Source organism: Chryseobacterium sp. C2(2020) (genome assembly GCF_014218915.1).
Taxonomy (GTDB): Bacteria; Bacteroidota; Bacteroidia; order Flavobacteriales; family Weeksellaceae; genus Chryseobacterium; species Chryseobacterium mucoviscidosis.
The window spans coordinates 201,933-219,245 of sequence record NZ_JACLCT010000003.1 but is presented as its reverse complement, the minus strand read 5'-3'; the positions used below and the strand labels follow the sequence as shown (position 1 = coordinate 219,245).

At 34.3% G+C, this 17,313-nt stretch carries 15 protein-coding genes; 5 read left to right on the top strand and 10 right to left on the bottom strand.

Annotated elements, in window-relative coordinates; translation table 11 throughout:
• Positions 1-157: 157 nt before the first annotated feature.
• The 6 genes from H6W52_RS03395 to katG form a co-directional block, all read right to left on the bottom strand.
• Positions 158-1,513, bottom strand: coding sequence for a VapE domain-containing protein (locus H6W52_RS03395; RefSeq protein WP_228457508.1), 1,356 nt, complete (start codon positions 1,511-1,513; stop codon positions 158-160).
• Positions 1,514-1,742: 229 nt separating this feature from the next.
• Positions 1,743-2,036 (bottom strand): helix-turn-helix transcriptional regulator, encoded by a 294-nt coding sequence (locus tag H6W52_RS03390; RefSeq protein WP_185216459.1) that lies wholly within the window; start codon positions 2,034-2,036, stop codon positions 1,743-1,745.
• A 92-nt stretch (positions 2,037-2,128) separates the two neighbouring features.
• Positions 2,129-3,133 carry a hypothetical protein gene (locus H6W52_RS03385; RefSeq protein ID WP_185216457.1) on the bottom strand — a complete coding sequence of 335 codons (1,005 nt, stop codon included), beginning with the start codon at positions 3,131-3,133 and terminating at the stop codon, positions 2,129-2,131.
• Positions 3,134-3,146: 13 nt separating this feature from the next.
• Entirely contained in the window at positions 3,147-4,622 is a 1,476-nt protein-coding gene (locus H6W52_RS03380; protein WP_185216455.1) for a tyrosine-type recombinase/integrase, read from the bottom strand.
• Positions 4,623-4,871: 249 nt separating this feature from the next.
• Positions 4,872-5,474 carry a hypothetical protein gene (locus H6W52_RS03375; protein ID WP_116097516.1) on the bottom strand — a complete coding sequence of 201 codons (603 nt, stop codon included), beginning with the start codon at positions 5,472-5,474 and terminating at the stop codon, positions 4,872-4,874.
• A 134-nt stretch (positions 5,475-5,608) separates the two neighbouring features.
• Entirely contained in the window at positions 5,609-7,888 is a 2,280-nt protein-coding gene (gene katG, locus H6W52_RS03370; RefSeq protein ID WP_116097514.1) for a catalase/peroxidase HPI, read from the bottom strand.
• A 333-nt stretch (positions 7,889-8,221) separates the two neighbouring features.
• Between katG and H6W52_RS03365 the strand changes: the two genes are divergently transcribed.
• Both H6W52_RS03365 and H6W52_RS03360 read left to right on the top strand, forming a co-directional pair.
• Entirely contained in the window at positions 8,222-8,683 is a 462-nt protein-coding gene (locus H6W52_RS03365) for a heme-binding domain-containing protein (protein WP_087712380.1), read from the top strand.
• A gap of 11 nt (positions 8,684-8,694) precedes the next feature.
• Complete coding sequence (locus H6W52_RS03360) at positions 8,695-9,108, top strand: thiol-disulfide oxidoreductase DCC family protein (RefSeq protein ID WP_116097512.1); 414 nt, start codon at positions 8,695-8,697, stop codon at positions 9,106-9,108.
• 83 nt (positions 9,109-9,191) lie between these two features.
• Here the strand turns inward: H6W52_RS03360 and H6W52_RS03355 are convergent, their stop codons facing one another.
• Positions 9,192-10,628: an alpha-amylase gene (locus H6W52_RS03355; protein WP_116097510.1), complete on the bottom strand. Its 1,437-nt coding sequence runs from the start codon at positions 10,626-10,628 to the stop codon at positions 9,192-9,194.
• Positions 10,629-10,818: 190 nt separating this feature from the next.
• Here H6W52_RS03355 and H6W52_RS03350 point away from each other — a divergent pair, with 190 nt between their 5' ends.
• Together H6W52_RS03350 and murA are read left to right on the top strand one after the other, a co-directional pair.
• On the top strand, positions 10,819-11,487 hold the full coding sequence (locus tag H6W52_RS03350; RefSeq protein ID WP_076390937.1) for a DUF4290 domain-containing protein: 669 nt from the start codon (positions 10,819-10,821) through the stop codon (positions 11,485-11,487).
• Positions 11,488-11,489: 2 nt separating this feature from the next.
• Positions 11,490-12,797 carry a UDP-N-acetylglucosamine 1-carboxyvinyltransferase gene (gene murA, locus H6W52_RS03345; RefSeq protein WP_116097508.1) on the top strand — a complete coding sequence of 436 codons (1,308 nt, stop codon included), beginning with the start codon at positions 11,490-11,492 and terminating at the stop codon, positions 12,795-12,797.
• A gap of 360 nt (positions 12,798-13,157) precedes the next feature.
• Here murA and H6W52_RS03340 read toward each other — a convergent pair whose 3' ends face one another.
• The 3 genes from H6W52_RS03340 to H6W52_RS03330 all read right to left on the bottom strand — a co-directional run bounded on the left by H6W52_RS03340 (position 13,158) and on the right by H6W52_RS03330 (position 14,807).
• Positions 13,158-13,469 (bottom strand): NIL domain-containing protein, encoded by a 312-nt coding sequence (locus tag H6W52_RS03340; protein ID WP_116097506.1) that lies wholly within the window; start codon positions 13,467-13,469, stop codon positions 13,158-13,160.
• 239 nt (positions 13,470-13,708) lie between these two features.
• A complete protein-coding gene (locus tag H6W52_RS03335) occupies positions 13,709-14,374 on the bottom strand; it encodes a YiiX/YebB-like N1pC/P60 family cysteine hydrolase (RefSeq protein ID WP_116097504.1) in 666 nt (221 codons plus the stop codon).
• Complete coding sequence (locus tag H6W52_RS03330) at positions 14,349-14,807, bottom strand: DUF1801 domain-containing protein (RefSeq protein WP_116097502.1); 459 nt, start codon at positions 14,805-14,807, stop codon at positions 14,349-14,351. The genes H6W52_RS03335 and H6W52_RS03330 overlap by 26 nt, the downstream gene beginning before the upstream one ends.
• A gap of 770 nt (positions 14,808-15,577) precedes the next feature.
• On the opposite strand from H6W52_RS03330, the gene H6W52_RS03325 reads away from it, so the two are divergent.
• Positions 15,578-17,125, top strand: coding sequence for a T9SS type A sorting domain-containing protein (locus tag H6W52_RS03325; protein WP_116097498.1), 1,548 nt, complete (start codon positions 15,578-15,580; stop codon positions 17,123-17,125).
• Positions 17,126-17,313: the final 188 nt, after the last annotated feature.

Genomic DNA, 17,313 nt, shown 5'->3' with positions numbered 1-17,313 from the left:
GCTTATTTTTGAAAAAAGGCTCAGATTATAAAATCCAAGCCTAACTTTTCTACTTACACACTTTACGGGATAGTGTCACTTTAAACAATATTTATATATAATAAATTATAAAAACTCTTATTTGTTATAATTCACTCCACCTACCCCCACCCACAAATTAGATATATTGGACTGCATATTTACTAATACCCCCATTTTTCTTTTTCTGAAAATTATATTTATTTAATATTTTCCCAACCATAATACTATTTGTTGAATCCAGAGAAATCCTGTGGGTTTCATTCAACTCATTCAAAATATCAGTAGAAGAAAGAAAAATTGTTGTTTTATTCTTTTCACAAGGTTTATATTTTACCAAAATCATTTCTTCAATCGGATCTTTTATTCGGAATCGTTCATTTTTTTCATTAATTAGCTCAATATCTTTACCATCAAACCAATATTTAAACCCTGATTTTAATAAACTTATGACTTGTGAATAAATACCTTTGTGATTTATTTCAGCATCATAAGCAATTTTAAACACTTCAAAACATAAAAATCGACGGCTGCCAGACATATCCATTAGAAATTCTTTATCATTTACAGAACCTATAAAAGATGCTCGTCTAGGCAATAATTCATTAATTCTACCATATGGTCTTCTGAGTTTGATTTCTGATTTAGTAATGATTTCTTTCATTGCTTTTTCATCCTTTCTGTTTAGTGATCCAAGCTCATCCAAGTCAATCAAAATATTTTCAGATAATAATATCAAACTGTCTTTACTGTAAGGATTAATTGTTCCTGAATATTTGTAAGTTTTTAACTCTGGAGGAAGTATTTTATCAATAAATGTACTCTTCCCAATTCCTTGACCACCTCTGAATATAATCACAGAATGATTCGTAACATTATTTGTTATCGAACAAGCTACCATAGCAACAAGCCATCTTTTCAGAGCTTCTTTCCAAAACTCAGGATCATCTGTTTTAACAAAATCTGCCAATTCTGAAATATAATCATGTCCATCCCAAACAGGAAGGTTATTAAAATATTCTACAAAAGGGTTATACTTTAAAACAAAGTCTGAAATCAATAATTTATGAATTTTTGAATCACTTACAGATTTATGCCCAATTTTCTCCAACTCTCTACAAATAGAGTTTATTTTATAATCAGTCATTGGTAAATAATTCCGATCTTTTTTGATTTTGTATTCTACTTTTTCTACAACTTCATTATATCTAAAATCATAGTTTTCATTAAGAAAATCCTCTATTGATTTCTTTTGATCTATTCCAAAATTCTTTTTATCCAGGTACTCTTTATTAATAATTTTAGTAACTATTTCATCATTAAAATTAAACTTTTGCTTTACAGATATTTTGGCATCCTCAATTGATATTCCGTTTCTATTACAAAGGTTAGCCAAAGCTTTCACATAGTTTTCCTTTTGTCCATCTACAAATGCATTTTTCTTTTGTACTTCTTGAATGCATCTTTCAAATAAGTTTATTTCTTTTGTATTCATTTCTTTATTTTTTAAAATTTGACATAGAATATCCTTCCTTAGCATATTGCTATGATCAAATATTGGTTTACGATTAAATTAAAGAGGTTTTAAGAGTGTTTTTAGTGTTTGACAGAGAAAACCATCAAACAAAACTGTCACCTGAAGAAACAACAAGAATAGAGCTCAATATCTTGTTATAGAAAAGAATTAAATTTCAATGACAGTGAATGTAGAATAATGACGTTTTTTATTCAGCTTTTCTACTATTAATAAACTGTTCAACATCACTTTTTTTGTATCTAATGCTTCTACCAAGTCTTACAGGATTTAGCATTCCCTTATTTTCCCAATTCCACAAACTTACAGAGGAACAATTCAGAAAATTGCAAACCTGCTTTTTAGTCATAAGTTCTTCATTTTGAGATTTTTCAGAAAAATGAAGTTGAATTTTTCTTAATTCCTCTCTGATTCCTGATACAATTAGTTCAGATAAGTATTCAGGACTTGCCTGAATTAAAATTGAATGTTCTTTAGTTGCCATAATATTTCTTTGTTTAATTATTATGGTGCTAAATTATAACCTGCACATACTATACTAAATCTTATACCGTATAACATCAGTATAATTTGATTTTACTCATTAATTGAGGTTAATTTTTCTATTTTGCCAGAGAAAAAAGGTGACAATTTCTTTTGTTGTGAGTGGAAATCTTCTGCAATGAGTTGCAGATATTTTAATTTTGAAATATCAAACAGATTTTTATCTGAGTTTACCTCTTTTATCGTTTGGTTAAGGTAGGGTTGTAGGGAAACTTTAGAAATTTTATGATCTTGAGCAATAATTTCTGCCAATTCGTTTATGCTATCATACCTCTTATTGTCGTACATAGCTGTCATTTTCTCAAACGAAATAGTTCCATCCGCAAAAAGTAGCAAAATTCTATACACATTACTGTTTCGTAGCTTTTCTTTTTGTTTATCTGCTTTGTTGGTAACGATTTGGGTCACATTCTCCTCAATCGGTTTAATATCATTGGGGAAAATAGTTTTAAAATACTGCTGAACATCAGATAAAAGGTATTCATTATACTTTAAAAGCCAATAACAAACAGCTTTTTGAACTTCCTGAGATAAGATAGTGCCAAAACCAAAATTTAAATTATCTTTCAAAAAGGTATTAGATTCTTCAATATGTAAAAGCAAATCTTGATATATAATTTTACAGGCTGTTTCAGTTTTTGCATCAACTAATTGCAATTTAAGAGACTCAAGAAATTCAGGATGATATTTTTCAGTCATTTCATCCATAAATGAGGGCAAAGATTCTAAATCAAAACTTTTAGAAAATAAATCATAATCTGTAACAGCTATTTTATAATCATAATCTGTTTTAGGATTTTTCAACTTTCCTATACTGTTTGGATCCCTTTGAATTATATACAGATTTTCTCCTTTTTCCGTTGTCATTTCTAAATCTGTTATCAAATACAAATCCTTGTCAATATTTGGAAAACCAAATACAACTTCTGGAGTATAGTATATAATTTTTCCGTAATTCTGTATTATTTTATCTAATTGGAAAATATCGGAAACAATAAAATCAATGTGAGTGATATTTTTTAAGACTGGAGGTATCATGCATTCAAAAATACTATGAAATTTTGTGATTCAGCTCAATTATTTTGCCCATATTTTCTAAATCCCCCTTTTCATGAAGTTCTAAAATTTTCTGCATTTGATTTTTTAATTGTTCCAATTCTTTTTCTTTAAAATCAATAGTTTTCATTTTTTCATTTCTTTTCTTGATATTATTACGTCTTACCTTTTCATGTTCTGCGGTTGGTCTGAAATAGGTTTTAAATGTTGATTCGTTGGAATGTCCTGTGTAATCCCATATTTCCAACAATTCCCACCCCTCACAATAACGATTGGTACAGAAACTTCTACGGCTTGTATGAAAATCTATTGTCTTGATAAAATCTATATCGGTAAACTTTATCCCTTTTCCAGATAAAGTTTCAATTCTTAAAATTTTTTCCTGAAAATAGGGTATTTCTTTTAACAGCTCTTTTAAGTACTCATTTGTTTTTTGGTTAGATATTGCCAACTGTCGAATATCATAGCTATATTTTTCTAAAATTTCTTTGGTATAGCCATGAAATGAAAAGCTCAAATTTTTGTAGTGGCTACTTGTGCTTGTTTTTTGAGAAATCATATTGATTCTTTCTTCGTCAATACTGATATGATCCGTTTGTAGCCTTGTAATATCACTAAACCTTAATGAAGTATGACAGGCTAACACAAATAAATCCCTTATTCTTTCCAATCTTTTATTTTTGGTAAAATCAAACTCATACAATAAAGTAATTTCTTTTTCTGTTAAACTTGTTGAAACAGTAGGCGGAACTTTTATTTTAAATTCATCTAATAAATAAGCTCGTTTGTCTGTATATCCTTTTTCAAAGGCTCTTTTCAAAATCAAACTGATTCTTTTAATTCTAGTCTTGATAGTAACCTGTTTCAATTTTTTAACTTTTATAAGCCAGCTTTGAAAATTTAAACATATTTGTTCATCAAATGTATCAATGTCTAAAATCAATCCTTTCTCCTTAGCAAATTCCTTTAGCTCCCTATATGCAACCTTGTAAGAGGAAACATAGCTTTTATGAAGGGTTTTAACAGATTCTCCCCTCTTGATGGCTTCTAAAGCATTGTTTTGTCTGGTTTCAATAATTTCTAAAACCTCCTGATAAATTTCTTCAAAATTTTTCTTTTGCTTTCTGATAGCTTTTGTCCCGCTTCCCTCGATTGCTGATTTTACAATACCTTTTAATTCCTCTTTTGTGGGGATTCTATTGTATGTTTCGTTAAAATTTTTGTGGGACTGAATAACAGATAATTTGAATTTACTCAGTTTATCGTTGTAATCTCTTTTGTTTTTTCCTGAAATTACAATCTTTTCATTTTCGTTCCATTCTTTAACTGGAATCACTTTAATTCCTGTACTAAAACCAATATTATAATTTTTAAACAAATAAGCTCCTTTTAATAAAGTAGCTTCTACAGAATTTTTATTTTTTAAATAATATCGAACTGTACCTAATTCACTGTTAAATTCTTCTTCCATTTTGAATGTAATTGTCCGTCATAAATAAGCAAAAATCAAACCAAAGGTCAAGGTACAGGTCAAGGAAAATATTGAATATCGGTTAATTTCAATTAATCCCAATTAACAATAAAATAATGATTAACAACAACTTACAATTAACAAAAATCATTCATTATTAATTAAAATTCACAAGTGGTATAACCTGTGGGTCTACAAAAACCGTTAATTATCAAATTAACGGTTTTTTGTTTACATAACTTTCCTCAATTAATATCTTGAAGTAATTACCCAAGCCGATCCCGTACTCTGCACTACAATTCCTCTTCCCAGATTGCTGTTATTTAATCCATAGTTAGAAAAAGTACCTCCGTTGATCCTAAATAATCCACTTACCGTTACATTTCCTGCAGTATCGTTGATGAGTTGATAGACCTTTCCTCTGTTCGACGAAGTGGCAGATGGTAAAGTAACATCTCCCGATATTAAAACGGTATAATCGTCGTCTGCAACAGTTCCGGTTGATAATGTCCTGATTTTTTGTGAAGCTGCAGCAGAAATCAGTTTGATCCATTTCCCGAAACTTCCATCAAAATAGTAATATCCGGAAGCCGTAACATCTATGGTTTGTCCTGCAGGAGCTGTATCTTCCTGTGTAACGAAAACAATTGCTCCGTTTTGTGATGCAGTATAATTTTTTGCTCTCAATTGATCTCCTGTAATTCTCGGGGCAATTATCCCGTCAAATTTGAATGGATCTCCCGGATTGCCAATAACATCCAATGTGGCATTTGGACTTTCACCGTTGATGCCGATTTGAGCGTAACTAAAAGAACCTACCAATAGTAAGGCAGGAAATAATTTTCTTATCATGTTAGAATTTGTTTTTTTAACAAAAATATATCTTTATTACACAAATCCTAATTTTAAACCAATAAAATTACATTTAAAATACAAAAAGACAACCATATCGGCTGTCTTTTTAAATATTATGTTAAATAATTAAATTATTTTAAATCAAACCGATCAAGATTCATCACTTTTACCCATGCTGAAACAAAATCTTTCACAAATTTTTCCTTAGCATCAGAACTTGCGTACACTTCTGCAATAGCTCTTAATTCAGAATTTGATCCAAAAACAAGATCCGCTCTCGTGGCTGTCCATTTTCTCTCTCCGGTTTTTCGGTCTGTCCCTTCATACAATTCATTATCATCAGAAGCCGATTTCCACTGAGTACTCATATCCAGTAAATTAACAAAGAAATCATTGGAAAGCACTCCCGGATTCTGCGTAAAAATACCGTGAGAAGAACCGTCGAAATTCGCATTAAGAGATCTCATTCCTCCAATTAATACAGTAAGTTCAGGAGCTGTAAGATTTAATAATTGCGCTTTATCAATCAGTAATGATTCTGTGGAAACCGAGAATTTTTTCTTTAAATAATTTCTGAATCCATCTGCTGCAGGCTCAAGATATCCCATAGATTCTACATCCGTCTGTTCCTGTAAAGCATCCATTCTTCCCGGAGCAAAAGGAACAATTACCGGATAACCTCCGTCTTTTGCCGCTTTTTCAACAGCAGCACTTCCTGCAAGAACAATAAGGTCTGCTAAAGAAACTTTTTTACCGCCTGTCTGATTTTCGTTAAATTCTTTCTGAATATTTTCAAGAGTACTTAAAACTTTCTGAAGCTGTGCCGGATTATTTACTTCCCAGTCTTTTTGTGGAGCCAGACGAATTCTCGCCCCGTTTGCGCCTCCTCTTTTATCACTTCCTCTGAATGTAGAAGCCGATGCCCAGGCTGTAGAAACCAATTCGGAAACACTTAAACCTGAATCTAAAATTTTTGATTTTAAAGCTTCAACGTCTGAATTATTGATTAACGCGTGATCCACTTCCGGAATCGGATCCTGCCATATTAATTCTTCCGCAGGAACATCCGGTCCCAAATAACGGGCTTTAGGTCCCATATCTCTGTGTGTCAGTTTATACCACGCTCTTGCAAATGCATCCGCAAAAGCATCCGGATTTTCATAAAATCTTCTTGAAATTTTCTCATAAACAGGATCAAACCTCAACGAAAGATCCGTTGTAAGCATTGTCGGTCTGTGTTTTTTATCAGGATCAAAAGCATCCGGAATAATTTCTTCCCCATTTTTGGCAACCCACTGATGCGCTCCTGCAGGACTTTTGGTAAGTTCCCATTCGTTTTCGAAAAGGTTTTTAAAGAAATAATTGCTCCATTCCGTCGGAGTTTCCGTCCAGGTTACTTCCAGTCCGCTGGAAATAGCATCCGGCCCTTTTCCGGATTTATAGGTACTGTTCCACCCGAATCCCTGTGCTTCAATTCCTGCTGCTTCCGGCTCTTCTCCTACATGATCTGCAGGTCCTGCTCCGTGCGTTTTACCAAATGTGTGACCTCCCGCAATTAAAGCAACGGTTTCTTCATCATTCATTGCCATTCTTCCAAACGTATCGCGAATATCTTTTGCTGCTGCAATAGGATCAGGATTTCCGTCCGGACCTTCAGGATTTACATAAATAAGTCCCATCTGTACCGCAGCCAACGGTTTTTCTAAATTTCTTGTATGGATATCTCCGTCTGCATTATCATCAGTAGGAAGAACTCCTCTGTTTTCTACCACTCCGTCTGAGCCATGTGCATAGCGAAGATCTCCGCCCAACCATGTTTTCTCTGTTCCCCAGTACACATCCTGATCCGGTTCCCAAACATCTTCACGACCTCCCGCAAATCCGAACGTTTTGAATCCCATCGATTCTAAGGCAATATTTCCGGTAAGGATCATTAAATCTGCCCAGGAAATTTTCTTTCCATATTTTTGTTTAATCGGCCAAAGAAGTCTTCTCGCTTTATCCAGACTTACGTTGTCCGGCCAACTGTTCAAAGGGGCAAAACGCTGCTGTCCTGCTCCGGCTCCTCCTCTTCCGTCACCTACTCGATATGTTCCTGCACTGTGCCAAGCCATACGGATGAACAAAGGTCCGTAATGTCCGAAATCTGCAGGCCACCAATCCTGAGAATCCGTCATTAGAGCATGAAGATCTTTTTTTACTTCTTCCAGATCCAGACTTTTAAAAGCTTCTGCATAATTGAAATCTTTCTCCATCGGGTTAGACAGATCAGAATGCTGACGAAGAATATCTACTCTTAACTGATCCGGCCACCAATCTATATTTTTAGTACCACCTCCTGCTACATTTTCTTTTTTCATCGTTCCGTTGTGAAAAGGGCATTTGCTGATGTCTCCTGAAGTATTTTCCATATTGTTTAAATTTTTATGTTGTTTTACGTTTTACTGAATGAACAATGCAAACTTACCAATGTTACAATATAAATACAATCTATTGAAAAAATTTTTACGATAGTTAAAAACAATAATTTACACCAAATTACTGTTTTGCAGTTATTTAAAATTTGAAATAATTAATCATTCAATTAAGTTAAGCATTTTTTACTTTAATTTAAATAATCTTCAGCCGTTAAAAATCATATTTAGAACAATTCAAGACAGTGGTGAGATTTCCTGAATTTTATCCTTTTTATTTATCTGAAATTTAAGTACCTTTATCTATTCAGAAAACATAAAATTTTAGCAATGAAAAAAATATTGGTTGTCATTCTTGTCGCTTTTATCATCATCCAGTTTTTCCCAATTGATAAAACCAATCCGGCTCCGACTCCCGGAATGGATTTTTTAAAGATCAAAAACACACAGCCCGAAGTGGCACAACTGATTAATAATTCCTGCTATGACTGCCATTCCAACGAATCCAGATATCCGTGGTATTCTAATATTGCTCCTGCTTCATGGATTCTGAAAAACCATATTGATGAAGGAAGAAAAGAGCTTAATTTCTCTACTTTTGCAACCTATCTTCCCAAACAGCAGGTTCATAAACTTGATGAATGCATAGAGATGGTCGAAAAGAAAGAAATGCCTCTGGAATCGTATTATATCGGACATCAGGATGCGAAACTTACCGATGCACAAAGAAAAATATTAGTAGATTACTTCAAAAAAGAAAAAGCGGAAACCGAAAGGAAAATGGCTCTTTAAAACCAAAAATCATGGAGGAAAAATGGATGGGGAAACATATTGTATTTTTTGACGGCGATTGCGGAGTCTGCAATTTCTGGGTACAGTGGATTCTTAAAAGGGATCACAACAACAGATTTCTTTTTGCCTCCCTGCAATCGGATTTCGGACAACAGTTTTTAACCGAAAGAAAACTAAATACGGAAGTCTTCAACACGCTCTATTTGTGGAAACCAAATCATTATTATCTTGAAAAATCCAACGCGGTTCTGCAAATTGCCAATATTTTAGGCGGAATTTATCAGCTTTCAGCCATCGGAAAAATAATTCCCCGATTTTTAAGTGATAGAATCTATGATCTGATTTCAAAAAACAGAATGAAACTGGCAAATCAGAAATGTTATCTGCCGACTCCGGATGAAAGAAAAAAATTTATAGAAGTTTGATTTGTATTTAAGTTACTTTTATCACGAATAAACAAAGACTGCCTTACTATAAAGCAGTCTTATGTTTATTAAATCCTGTTCTTCTACTGGTTCAAAGACCATACAGAATAAGATTTCGGAGCGCATTGAATTTTTACCCATTTGTCGCCCTGCGTTGTAGGATACCAGCCTGAACTTCCTGTAAAATCTTTAATCTGCTGACTTGCCCAGTTCGTCTGAATCCATCTTTCCTGCCACGTTGAAGAGTTATTGATGTAAACTACCAATCCCGGATTTCCGTTGTAGCCGTTTCTTCTTGCAATGTATTCGTCGTTATCCGTATATAAAATAGAAGTTGTTCCGGTAGCTTTGTTATTGTGAATCCAGATCAGGTTGTTTAATCGCTCTTTGTTCAGCCATTCTTCATAATCTCTGTAGAAAATCGTAGGATATCCTTCGTGCGTTAAAATATAAGCATACGCCAACATTTTATTGTAAATGATGTCTGTATCGTGATTGGCAACAAAAGTCACCGCTTTAAAAGGATTTCTTTTCCACATCATATCATCATTCAGAGCATTTAAATTATTGTTATCAAATGCTTCATCCATTTTATAATAGGCTGCAAAATCAAAAACCGAACTGTTGGCATTATTTGCCCACCATTCCAGCGTATTTACATTAGAATCCCATAATTCTCCCACAGAAAATCCACCTACGTTTGCATTCCATTTATTAACCACCCATGGTCCGAAACCTTTTACATAATCGAATCTCCATCCGTCAAACTTCATGACGTTTTTGTAATACTTAGCAACAGAATCATCCCTTTCCCAAAGCCAGCTTTGCACATAAGGATTGGCGTGGCAAAGATCCGGAAAACCGCCAAAAGCACCTTCATCATTATTGCCGTAAGAATTTTTGTAAAAATCGTTGTAATTTCTTGGAAATTTTCCTGATGCTACCCCCGAAAAATTGGTCCAGGTACTGGTTCCTGTGTAAGGATTCGCTTCCGACTGACCACCACTGTTGTGATTGATGACAATATCGGCGTACACCTGCATATTTTCGTCATGAGCTTTTGTAATCAGAGCTTCCAGTTCCGCTCTTGATCCGAAACGTGTTTCCACACTTCCGTTCTGGTTAAAATTTCCGAAATCGTAATAATCCGTGGGATCGTACCCCATAGAATAGGCTCCGTTCTGGGCTTTTGAAGCCGGAGGAAGCCATATCGCTCCAATTCCTGCATTCGACCAATCGGTTACTTTGGTTTTTACGGTATTCCACCAGCTTCCTCCATCCGGAACATCCCAGTAAAATCCCTGCATAAGGACACTTCCACCCGGTCCGGCAACAAATTTTGAGGTGGAAGAAACTCCCGCTCCTGTACTGAAAGGTCGCCCGTCATGATTGGTAACATTCACAATTTTATCATGAATTTCTAACTGTTTTGAGCTTTCGCTGATTGTTTCATCATTGTTCTGGCAGGAACTTACAATACCTAAAGCCAGCAATGAAAGTAAAAAGTGTGTTTTTTTCATGTTAAAAATTTAAATTATTAAAGTATCAACTAAATTACAATTTTATTGAAATAAATTCTAAACCAAGTGAAATAATTTTAATTTTATCTAACAAATCTCTTCAAATCGTTATTCGGAGGATTCATTAAAAAATCATAAACTTTTAAGATTTTCGGTACAATTTTTCCATTATTCCATATATTTGCAGACTATGGAATACAATACCCAAAAAACTCAGCTTCATTTGCCGGAATACGGCAGAATTATACAACAGTTGGTTGAACGTTGTAAAGAGCTTCCTACAAAAGAAGAGAGAAGCGAAATGGCAATGGCGATCATTGATTTTATGGGTCAGAGAAACCCGCAGCTGCGAGACGAAGAAAATTATAAACATAAACTTTGGGATCATCTTTATATTTTAGCCAATCATGAATTGGATGTAGATTCTCCCTACCCTTTTCCTACGAAAGAAGAACTTGAAGAAAAACCGAAGAGAATGGAATATCCAAAACTTCAGGGTGATTTTAAATTTTACGGGAAAAGTATTCTTCAGTTAATTGAAAAAGCCATCGAACTTGAACAGGGCGACGAAAAAGAAGCTTTGATCGAGGTGATTGCCAACAATATGAAGAAATCTTACAATGTCTATAATAAAGAACACGTAACGGACGATGTAATCTTCCGTCACCTGAAAGAACTTTCGGAAAACAGGCTGGATCTTACCGGAATAGATTCTCTTGAGAAGAGCAAAATCTATTACACGACCAATAATAATAACCGAAATAACAACAATAACAACAGGAATAACAACCGAAACAACCAGAACAACAAAAGAAGGCACAACAACAATAACAACAACAATCATAATAAAAGAAAGTAGACATGAGTGGAACATTTCAAATAAGAGGAGGAAAAAGACTGCAAGGTGAAATTACTCCACAGGGAGCTAAGAACGAAGCTCTTCAGATTCTTTGTGCTGTTTTGTTGACAGATGAGGAAGTAAGAATTAAAAATATTCCCGATATCCACGACGTTAATCGATTAATTGAGATTCTGGGCGACTTTGGTGTACAGGTTACCAAAAACGGACACGGCGATTATACTTTCAAAGCTGATAAAGTAAATTTTGATTATATAAAATCAAACGAATTTAAAAAAGACGGCGCAAAACTGAGAGGTTCGATCATGTTGATGGGACCAATGTTGGCGAGATACGGTGAAGCGTATATGCCGACTCCGGGAGGCGATAAAATAGGAAGAAGAAGATTAGATACTCACTTTCAGGGACTTGTAGAACTGGGTGCTGAATTTCATTATGATGAGGAAGAATTCTTCTATTCATTAAAAGCGAAAGAACTCAACGGTAAGTTTATCCTGCTTGAAGAGGCTTCTGTAACAGGAACAGCCAACATCGTGATGGCTGCAGCTTTGGCAAAAGGAAAAACCAGAATTTATAACGCGGCGTGCGAACCGTATCTTCAGCAGCTTTGCAAAATGCTGAACAGAATGGGAGCCAATATTTCAGGAATTGGATCCAATTTATTAACCATCGAAGGGGTTTCACATCTACACGGAACGGAGCATACAATGCTTCCGGATATGGTGGAAATCGGTTCATGGATTGGTCTTGCTGCAATGACAAAATCTGAAATTACCATTAAAAACGTAAACTGGAATCAGCTTGGTGTTATTCCGAATACGTTCAGAAAACTGGGCATTCAGCTTGAGCAGAGCAATGACGATATTTTTATTCCGGCGCAGGAAAATTACAGAATTCAAAAATTTATCGACGGATCTATTTTAACGATTTCCGATGCACCTTGGCCAGGATTTACTCCGGATTTGCTATCCATTATTTTAGTGGTGGCAACTCAGGCAAAAGGAAGTCTTCTGGTTCACCAGAAAATGTTTGAATCCAGATTATTCTTCGTAGATAAACTGATCGATATGGGAGCGCAGATCATTCTTTGCGATCCGCACAGAGCAACGGTAATCGGGCTAAATCAGGAAACTCCGCTGAGAGGAACGACGATGGTTTCTCCTGACATCAGAGCAGGAAATGCTCTTTTAATTGCTGCCCTTTCCGCAGAAGGAAAATCTATTATCCACAATATCGAACAGATCGACAGAGGTTATGAAAATATCGACGGAAGACTGAAAGCAATCGGAGCGGATATTGAAAGAATTTAATTTTTATTTAAAATATTGAGACCACTTTTTGAGTGGTCTTTTTTTAGCTTTAGAAACTGTTTAAATTTGATTAAATATTCAAAAATCATCATTCCAAAATTATATTTACATTACTAATTATAAAGCAAACAAAGAGTAATCAAAAAGTTGATTTGATCAAACGGCGTTTTCAGGTTTCATGAAGCAAGTTTTATTTGACTTTGCTTTCTGAAAATAAGATGTAAAAAAATGAATTAAACCCTGCACCAAAAAAAATAATTATAAAAATTTAAAAAGGTTCTTAATTTCAACAAAAAATAAAAACGACCGGTCACAAAAAATGTAACGGTCGTTTGTTGTAATTAAAACTATATGAATTTCTTAAGTATATTTTCTACAGGTATATTCTACCGTGGTACTCAAAAGCTTATTTTTTTCCAGATAAAATTCTAATTGCTTAAAATCTTCTGAGCTTACATTAATATAAAGCTGAACTGCACCGAAACTTCTTCCGTCTACATATTCTACGTTAGCCGATAACACTTTATGACAAATCCCGAACTGATGGTAAATGGTATTCATTAAATGTTCGAATTTCATTTTACCATTCAGCTCTACTTCCAGTATCCATTCTTTTTTGGGCAGGTTTAATTGATTTTGTAAAACCTGTAGTCCCGGATTTGGTGTTATCATAACTCAACATTTTAGGGTTAAACTTTCAGAGAAAACTTTTTTCAGATTTAATATTCTGTTGCTCTGTGCTAATTGTCTGACAAAAATATAAAAAAATAATAGTCTACTAAATTAGTAGGGTAATATTTTTTTAATTTTAATCAAATTTTTTCTCTGATGTTTATTTTTCGGTTAAAACCATTTGATTTTTTTCATAAAAAAAACGGGCTAAGCCCGTTCCTATTGAATCTTAATATAATTTATTTTTTATTTAGTTCCATCACTCTTTCCAGTTTTTGAGAAGCAGCCAGACCATTTGGATTACAGCCTAACTCTCCTTCAGGAACTTTCAAGTTTTTCTTTTGATAGAATTCTTCCCAAAAAACATTTGTTTTTCCTGTTTCCGGATCGATGAAGGTCATTGGTTCCAGCTTAAAAATATGATCTTCCCGAAAAGCTCTTTCTATAAAATCTGAACAGTAATACGAGTTTTCGTCCAGAATATAATTGAAATTGTAAGGTTTACCTACCATCGATTCTGCCTTTTTAAGCGCGGAAGGAATCGATTTCTGGTATTCGGATTTCAGACGGTAAACTATAATCCGCTGTCCTTCTTCCGACTGGTCTTTCAGGAAATCCTTCATTTCCTGCTTCTGCGAACCGCCTTTTGGAGCGGCGTGAAGTACGAAAATTCCGTCCTTACCTTTTTCCACAATACCGATGTGGTCGAACGAAGCATTTTCCTGCTTTTGGGTGACATTATTAATGGCTCCTGAAAGTCCCGTTTGTTTTGCGGTCACAAAAAGCAAATCTCCATTCTTCAAACCTGAAATCTGTGAGTTTTTACACCCCATTATCAGGACAAAAAGGGAAAAAGCCGTAAAAACTTTCAGTAAAAAATTATTTCTTTCTAAAATTGGTTTCATAAATATCAATCCATTCTTCAACAGTCATTTTCCGGCTCATTTCTGCCAACAATTCCATCGGAATATCTTCCATTTTTTTGAAGCGCACACAGGATTTGCCCATATCTAGCTTCTTTTTGGAATGTTTCGGAAATTCTTCTACAAACCAGTTCAGCAGTTCGGGTTTCGCATACATTCCCATGTGATACAATGCGACGAAATTTTTCTGGGAGGCAATGCTGATAAAAGGCAAAGGCGATCCCGGTGTACAGTGATAACCATCGGGATATGTTTCCAGAGGAACTGCCCAACCGATCATTCCGTAGCTTGAACCCTGCGTAAAACCTTCGGGTAAATTATCATTAATTGTCTGATACATTTTTCTGAATATTTCCTGTCTTTCTTCGGGAATCTGGGAAATATAATCATCAACGGAAACGGATGGAATCTGCATATTTTTCAGTTTTAATAATTCTCCAAATTAACAAAAATTTAGCGGAACAGGATTTTAAATGTATAAGTTTGTTTTAACTTTTTTGATTCGCAGGTTTTAACCTTGATGCTTAATTGAACACAAAGCTCACGAAGGATTTTTAGTTATGAAATCTGTTTACACATTTTATTTAACCGCAAAAGTCGTAAAAGATGAACTAATTGTTTATTTAAAGCTGGCGATTATAAATAAAAAAGATCACAATAGTTTTTAAAAATCTTTGATTTTTATTCTTTTGAGCGCTTTGATTATTCTGGAAATTCGCTTTATCATTATCTTTTGCATCTTTTGCGGTTAATTCCGAAATTAATTTAAAGAAGTTCCTAAAATATGCTCACTCCGGCGTTTTAGCTTCGGAGGTTTCCGAAATCATATTCCTTTTGGCGAGATGATTTCGGCAGTTCCCGCTAGTATGTAGCCTTGGGCGGAATACCCTCGGAGAGTTACGAAAATTTACTCCTCTTGGCGAGATGGTTTCGGCAGTTCCCGAAGGCTTCCTCCTTTCGGCGGTGGCTCTGAAAAGGCGATTGCCGGGTTTGAGAATTTTACTCTTTTTACTTTTCCAAGAAAATCTGGGACGTATAATCATCTTCGGAAACGGATTAAATCTGCATATTTTTCAGTTTTTTTTAATCTTTTCTAAAATAGTCAATAAAATTAAACAATAAATTCTCCTACAAAAATTTTCTTTTTACTGTTTTTGTTATATTTGCAGCCTAAAATTAATATAAATGAATAAAAAAATTACTTTCCTAGGCGTTCTATTGGTATTTTGTGGATATTTTCAAAGTCAAACTGCGGGAACCCTTGATTCTAACTTCGGTATCGGAGGCAAAGTAACGTCCAATTATTTTTCAACTCAGATTATTTATGACACCGCCACCCAACCCGATGGAAAAATCGTTGCAGTGGGTGCATCTACAACTGGTACTTCCAGTAATAATAAGTTTTATGCGGTAAGATTTAATTCTAATGGAGGTATTGACACAAGCTTTGGATCTAATGGATTCGTCAGTTTAGATATGAGTGGCTTAGGTTATAATAACTTCGCAAAAACTGTTGAATTGCAACCAGATGGAAAAATAATTCTGGGAGGTGCCGTTGCTCAGAATAATGCCGGAGACAATTACTATTTTGGGGTACTCAGACTGAATGTAAACGGAACTGCAGATACTACTTTTGGAAACCAGGGAAAAAGTATTTTTTCAATGAGTTCTTATAGTTCTACTCTGAATCAAATAAAAGATATCGCTTTACAGCCAGACGGTAAAATTGTTGTAGCCGGAACCTATTACAATAGTCCATCAACAGATTTTGCTGTTGCAAGACTTAATATCGACGGATCACTGGATTCCGATTTTAGCAATGATGGAAAGACATTAATAGGTTTTACTTACACTTCTACAATTAATGATGATGAAGCACACAAGATAAAAATTTTAAATGATTCCAAAATACTTATTGGTGGTAAAACATATTATAGAGATGGTGCATGGTGTCTGTTACAACCTGACGGATCACTGGATTCTGTTTTCGGAACTGGAGGAAAAAAGACATTCACAACAGACGGTAATTTTTATTTTGGAACTTTCTATTTCCTTCCTGACAATTCAGTTCTCATAGGAGGTTACACTTCTGGAAATAATGGTGACGCAGCACTTTACAAAGTTTCTCTAAATGGAGCATTGGATACAGGATTCGGGAATAACGGCAAGATAATCGTAGATCTTGACAGCTCCAGTTCGGATGGTATAATTGCTGATCTAGACATTGATAATACTGGAAAAATTTATGCGGTAGGCAAGACTGAAACTGGAGGTATTTCTTATTTTTATATCCTCAACTTCAATAACAATGGAACTTTAAATACAAGCTTTAGTTATGATGGTAAAGTTTTGGTAAGTTTTGGTGCGTCCTATAATTATGGTAATTCTGTGTCTATACAACCAGATGGGAAAGTGCTACTTGCAGGTAGTTACAATTATCCCTCTGCAGCATCATTAGCAAGACTTTTTAACCAGTCTTACTTAAATACATCGGAAATAGATGAGAAAAATATATTCACGATATATCCAAATCCAACAACTGATTATTTTACGATCTCAAAATCTGGAATAAATGAAAAAGTTGAAAAAGTTGAAATATTTGATGAAGCTGGAAGAATTATAAAAACCGTGTTTATTAAATTAAACGACACGAAAATTGAGGTATCAGATTTAAGTTCAGGAATTTACTATGTACATCTAAAAAACATTACAAAAAAATTGATTATAAAATAATTGCTAATAAATCATTATACAAAAAAAGACTACCCCAAAAGTAAGGTAGTCTTTTTTGCGATAAATGGGGAAGTAATTTTTTTTAATAATTCCAAATTATTACATTATAAAGTGAAATTTTCTTACTTGTCCTAATTTAATAGGTGATTACGCAACTTTATCATCCTTTACAATTTTTTTAGCAGTAA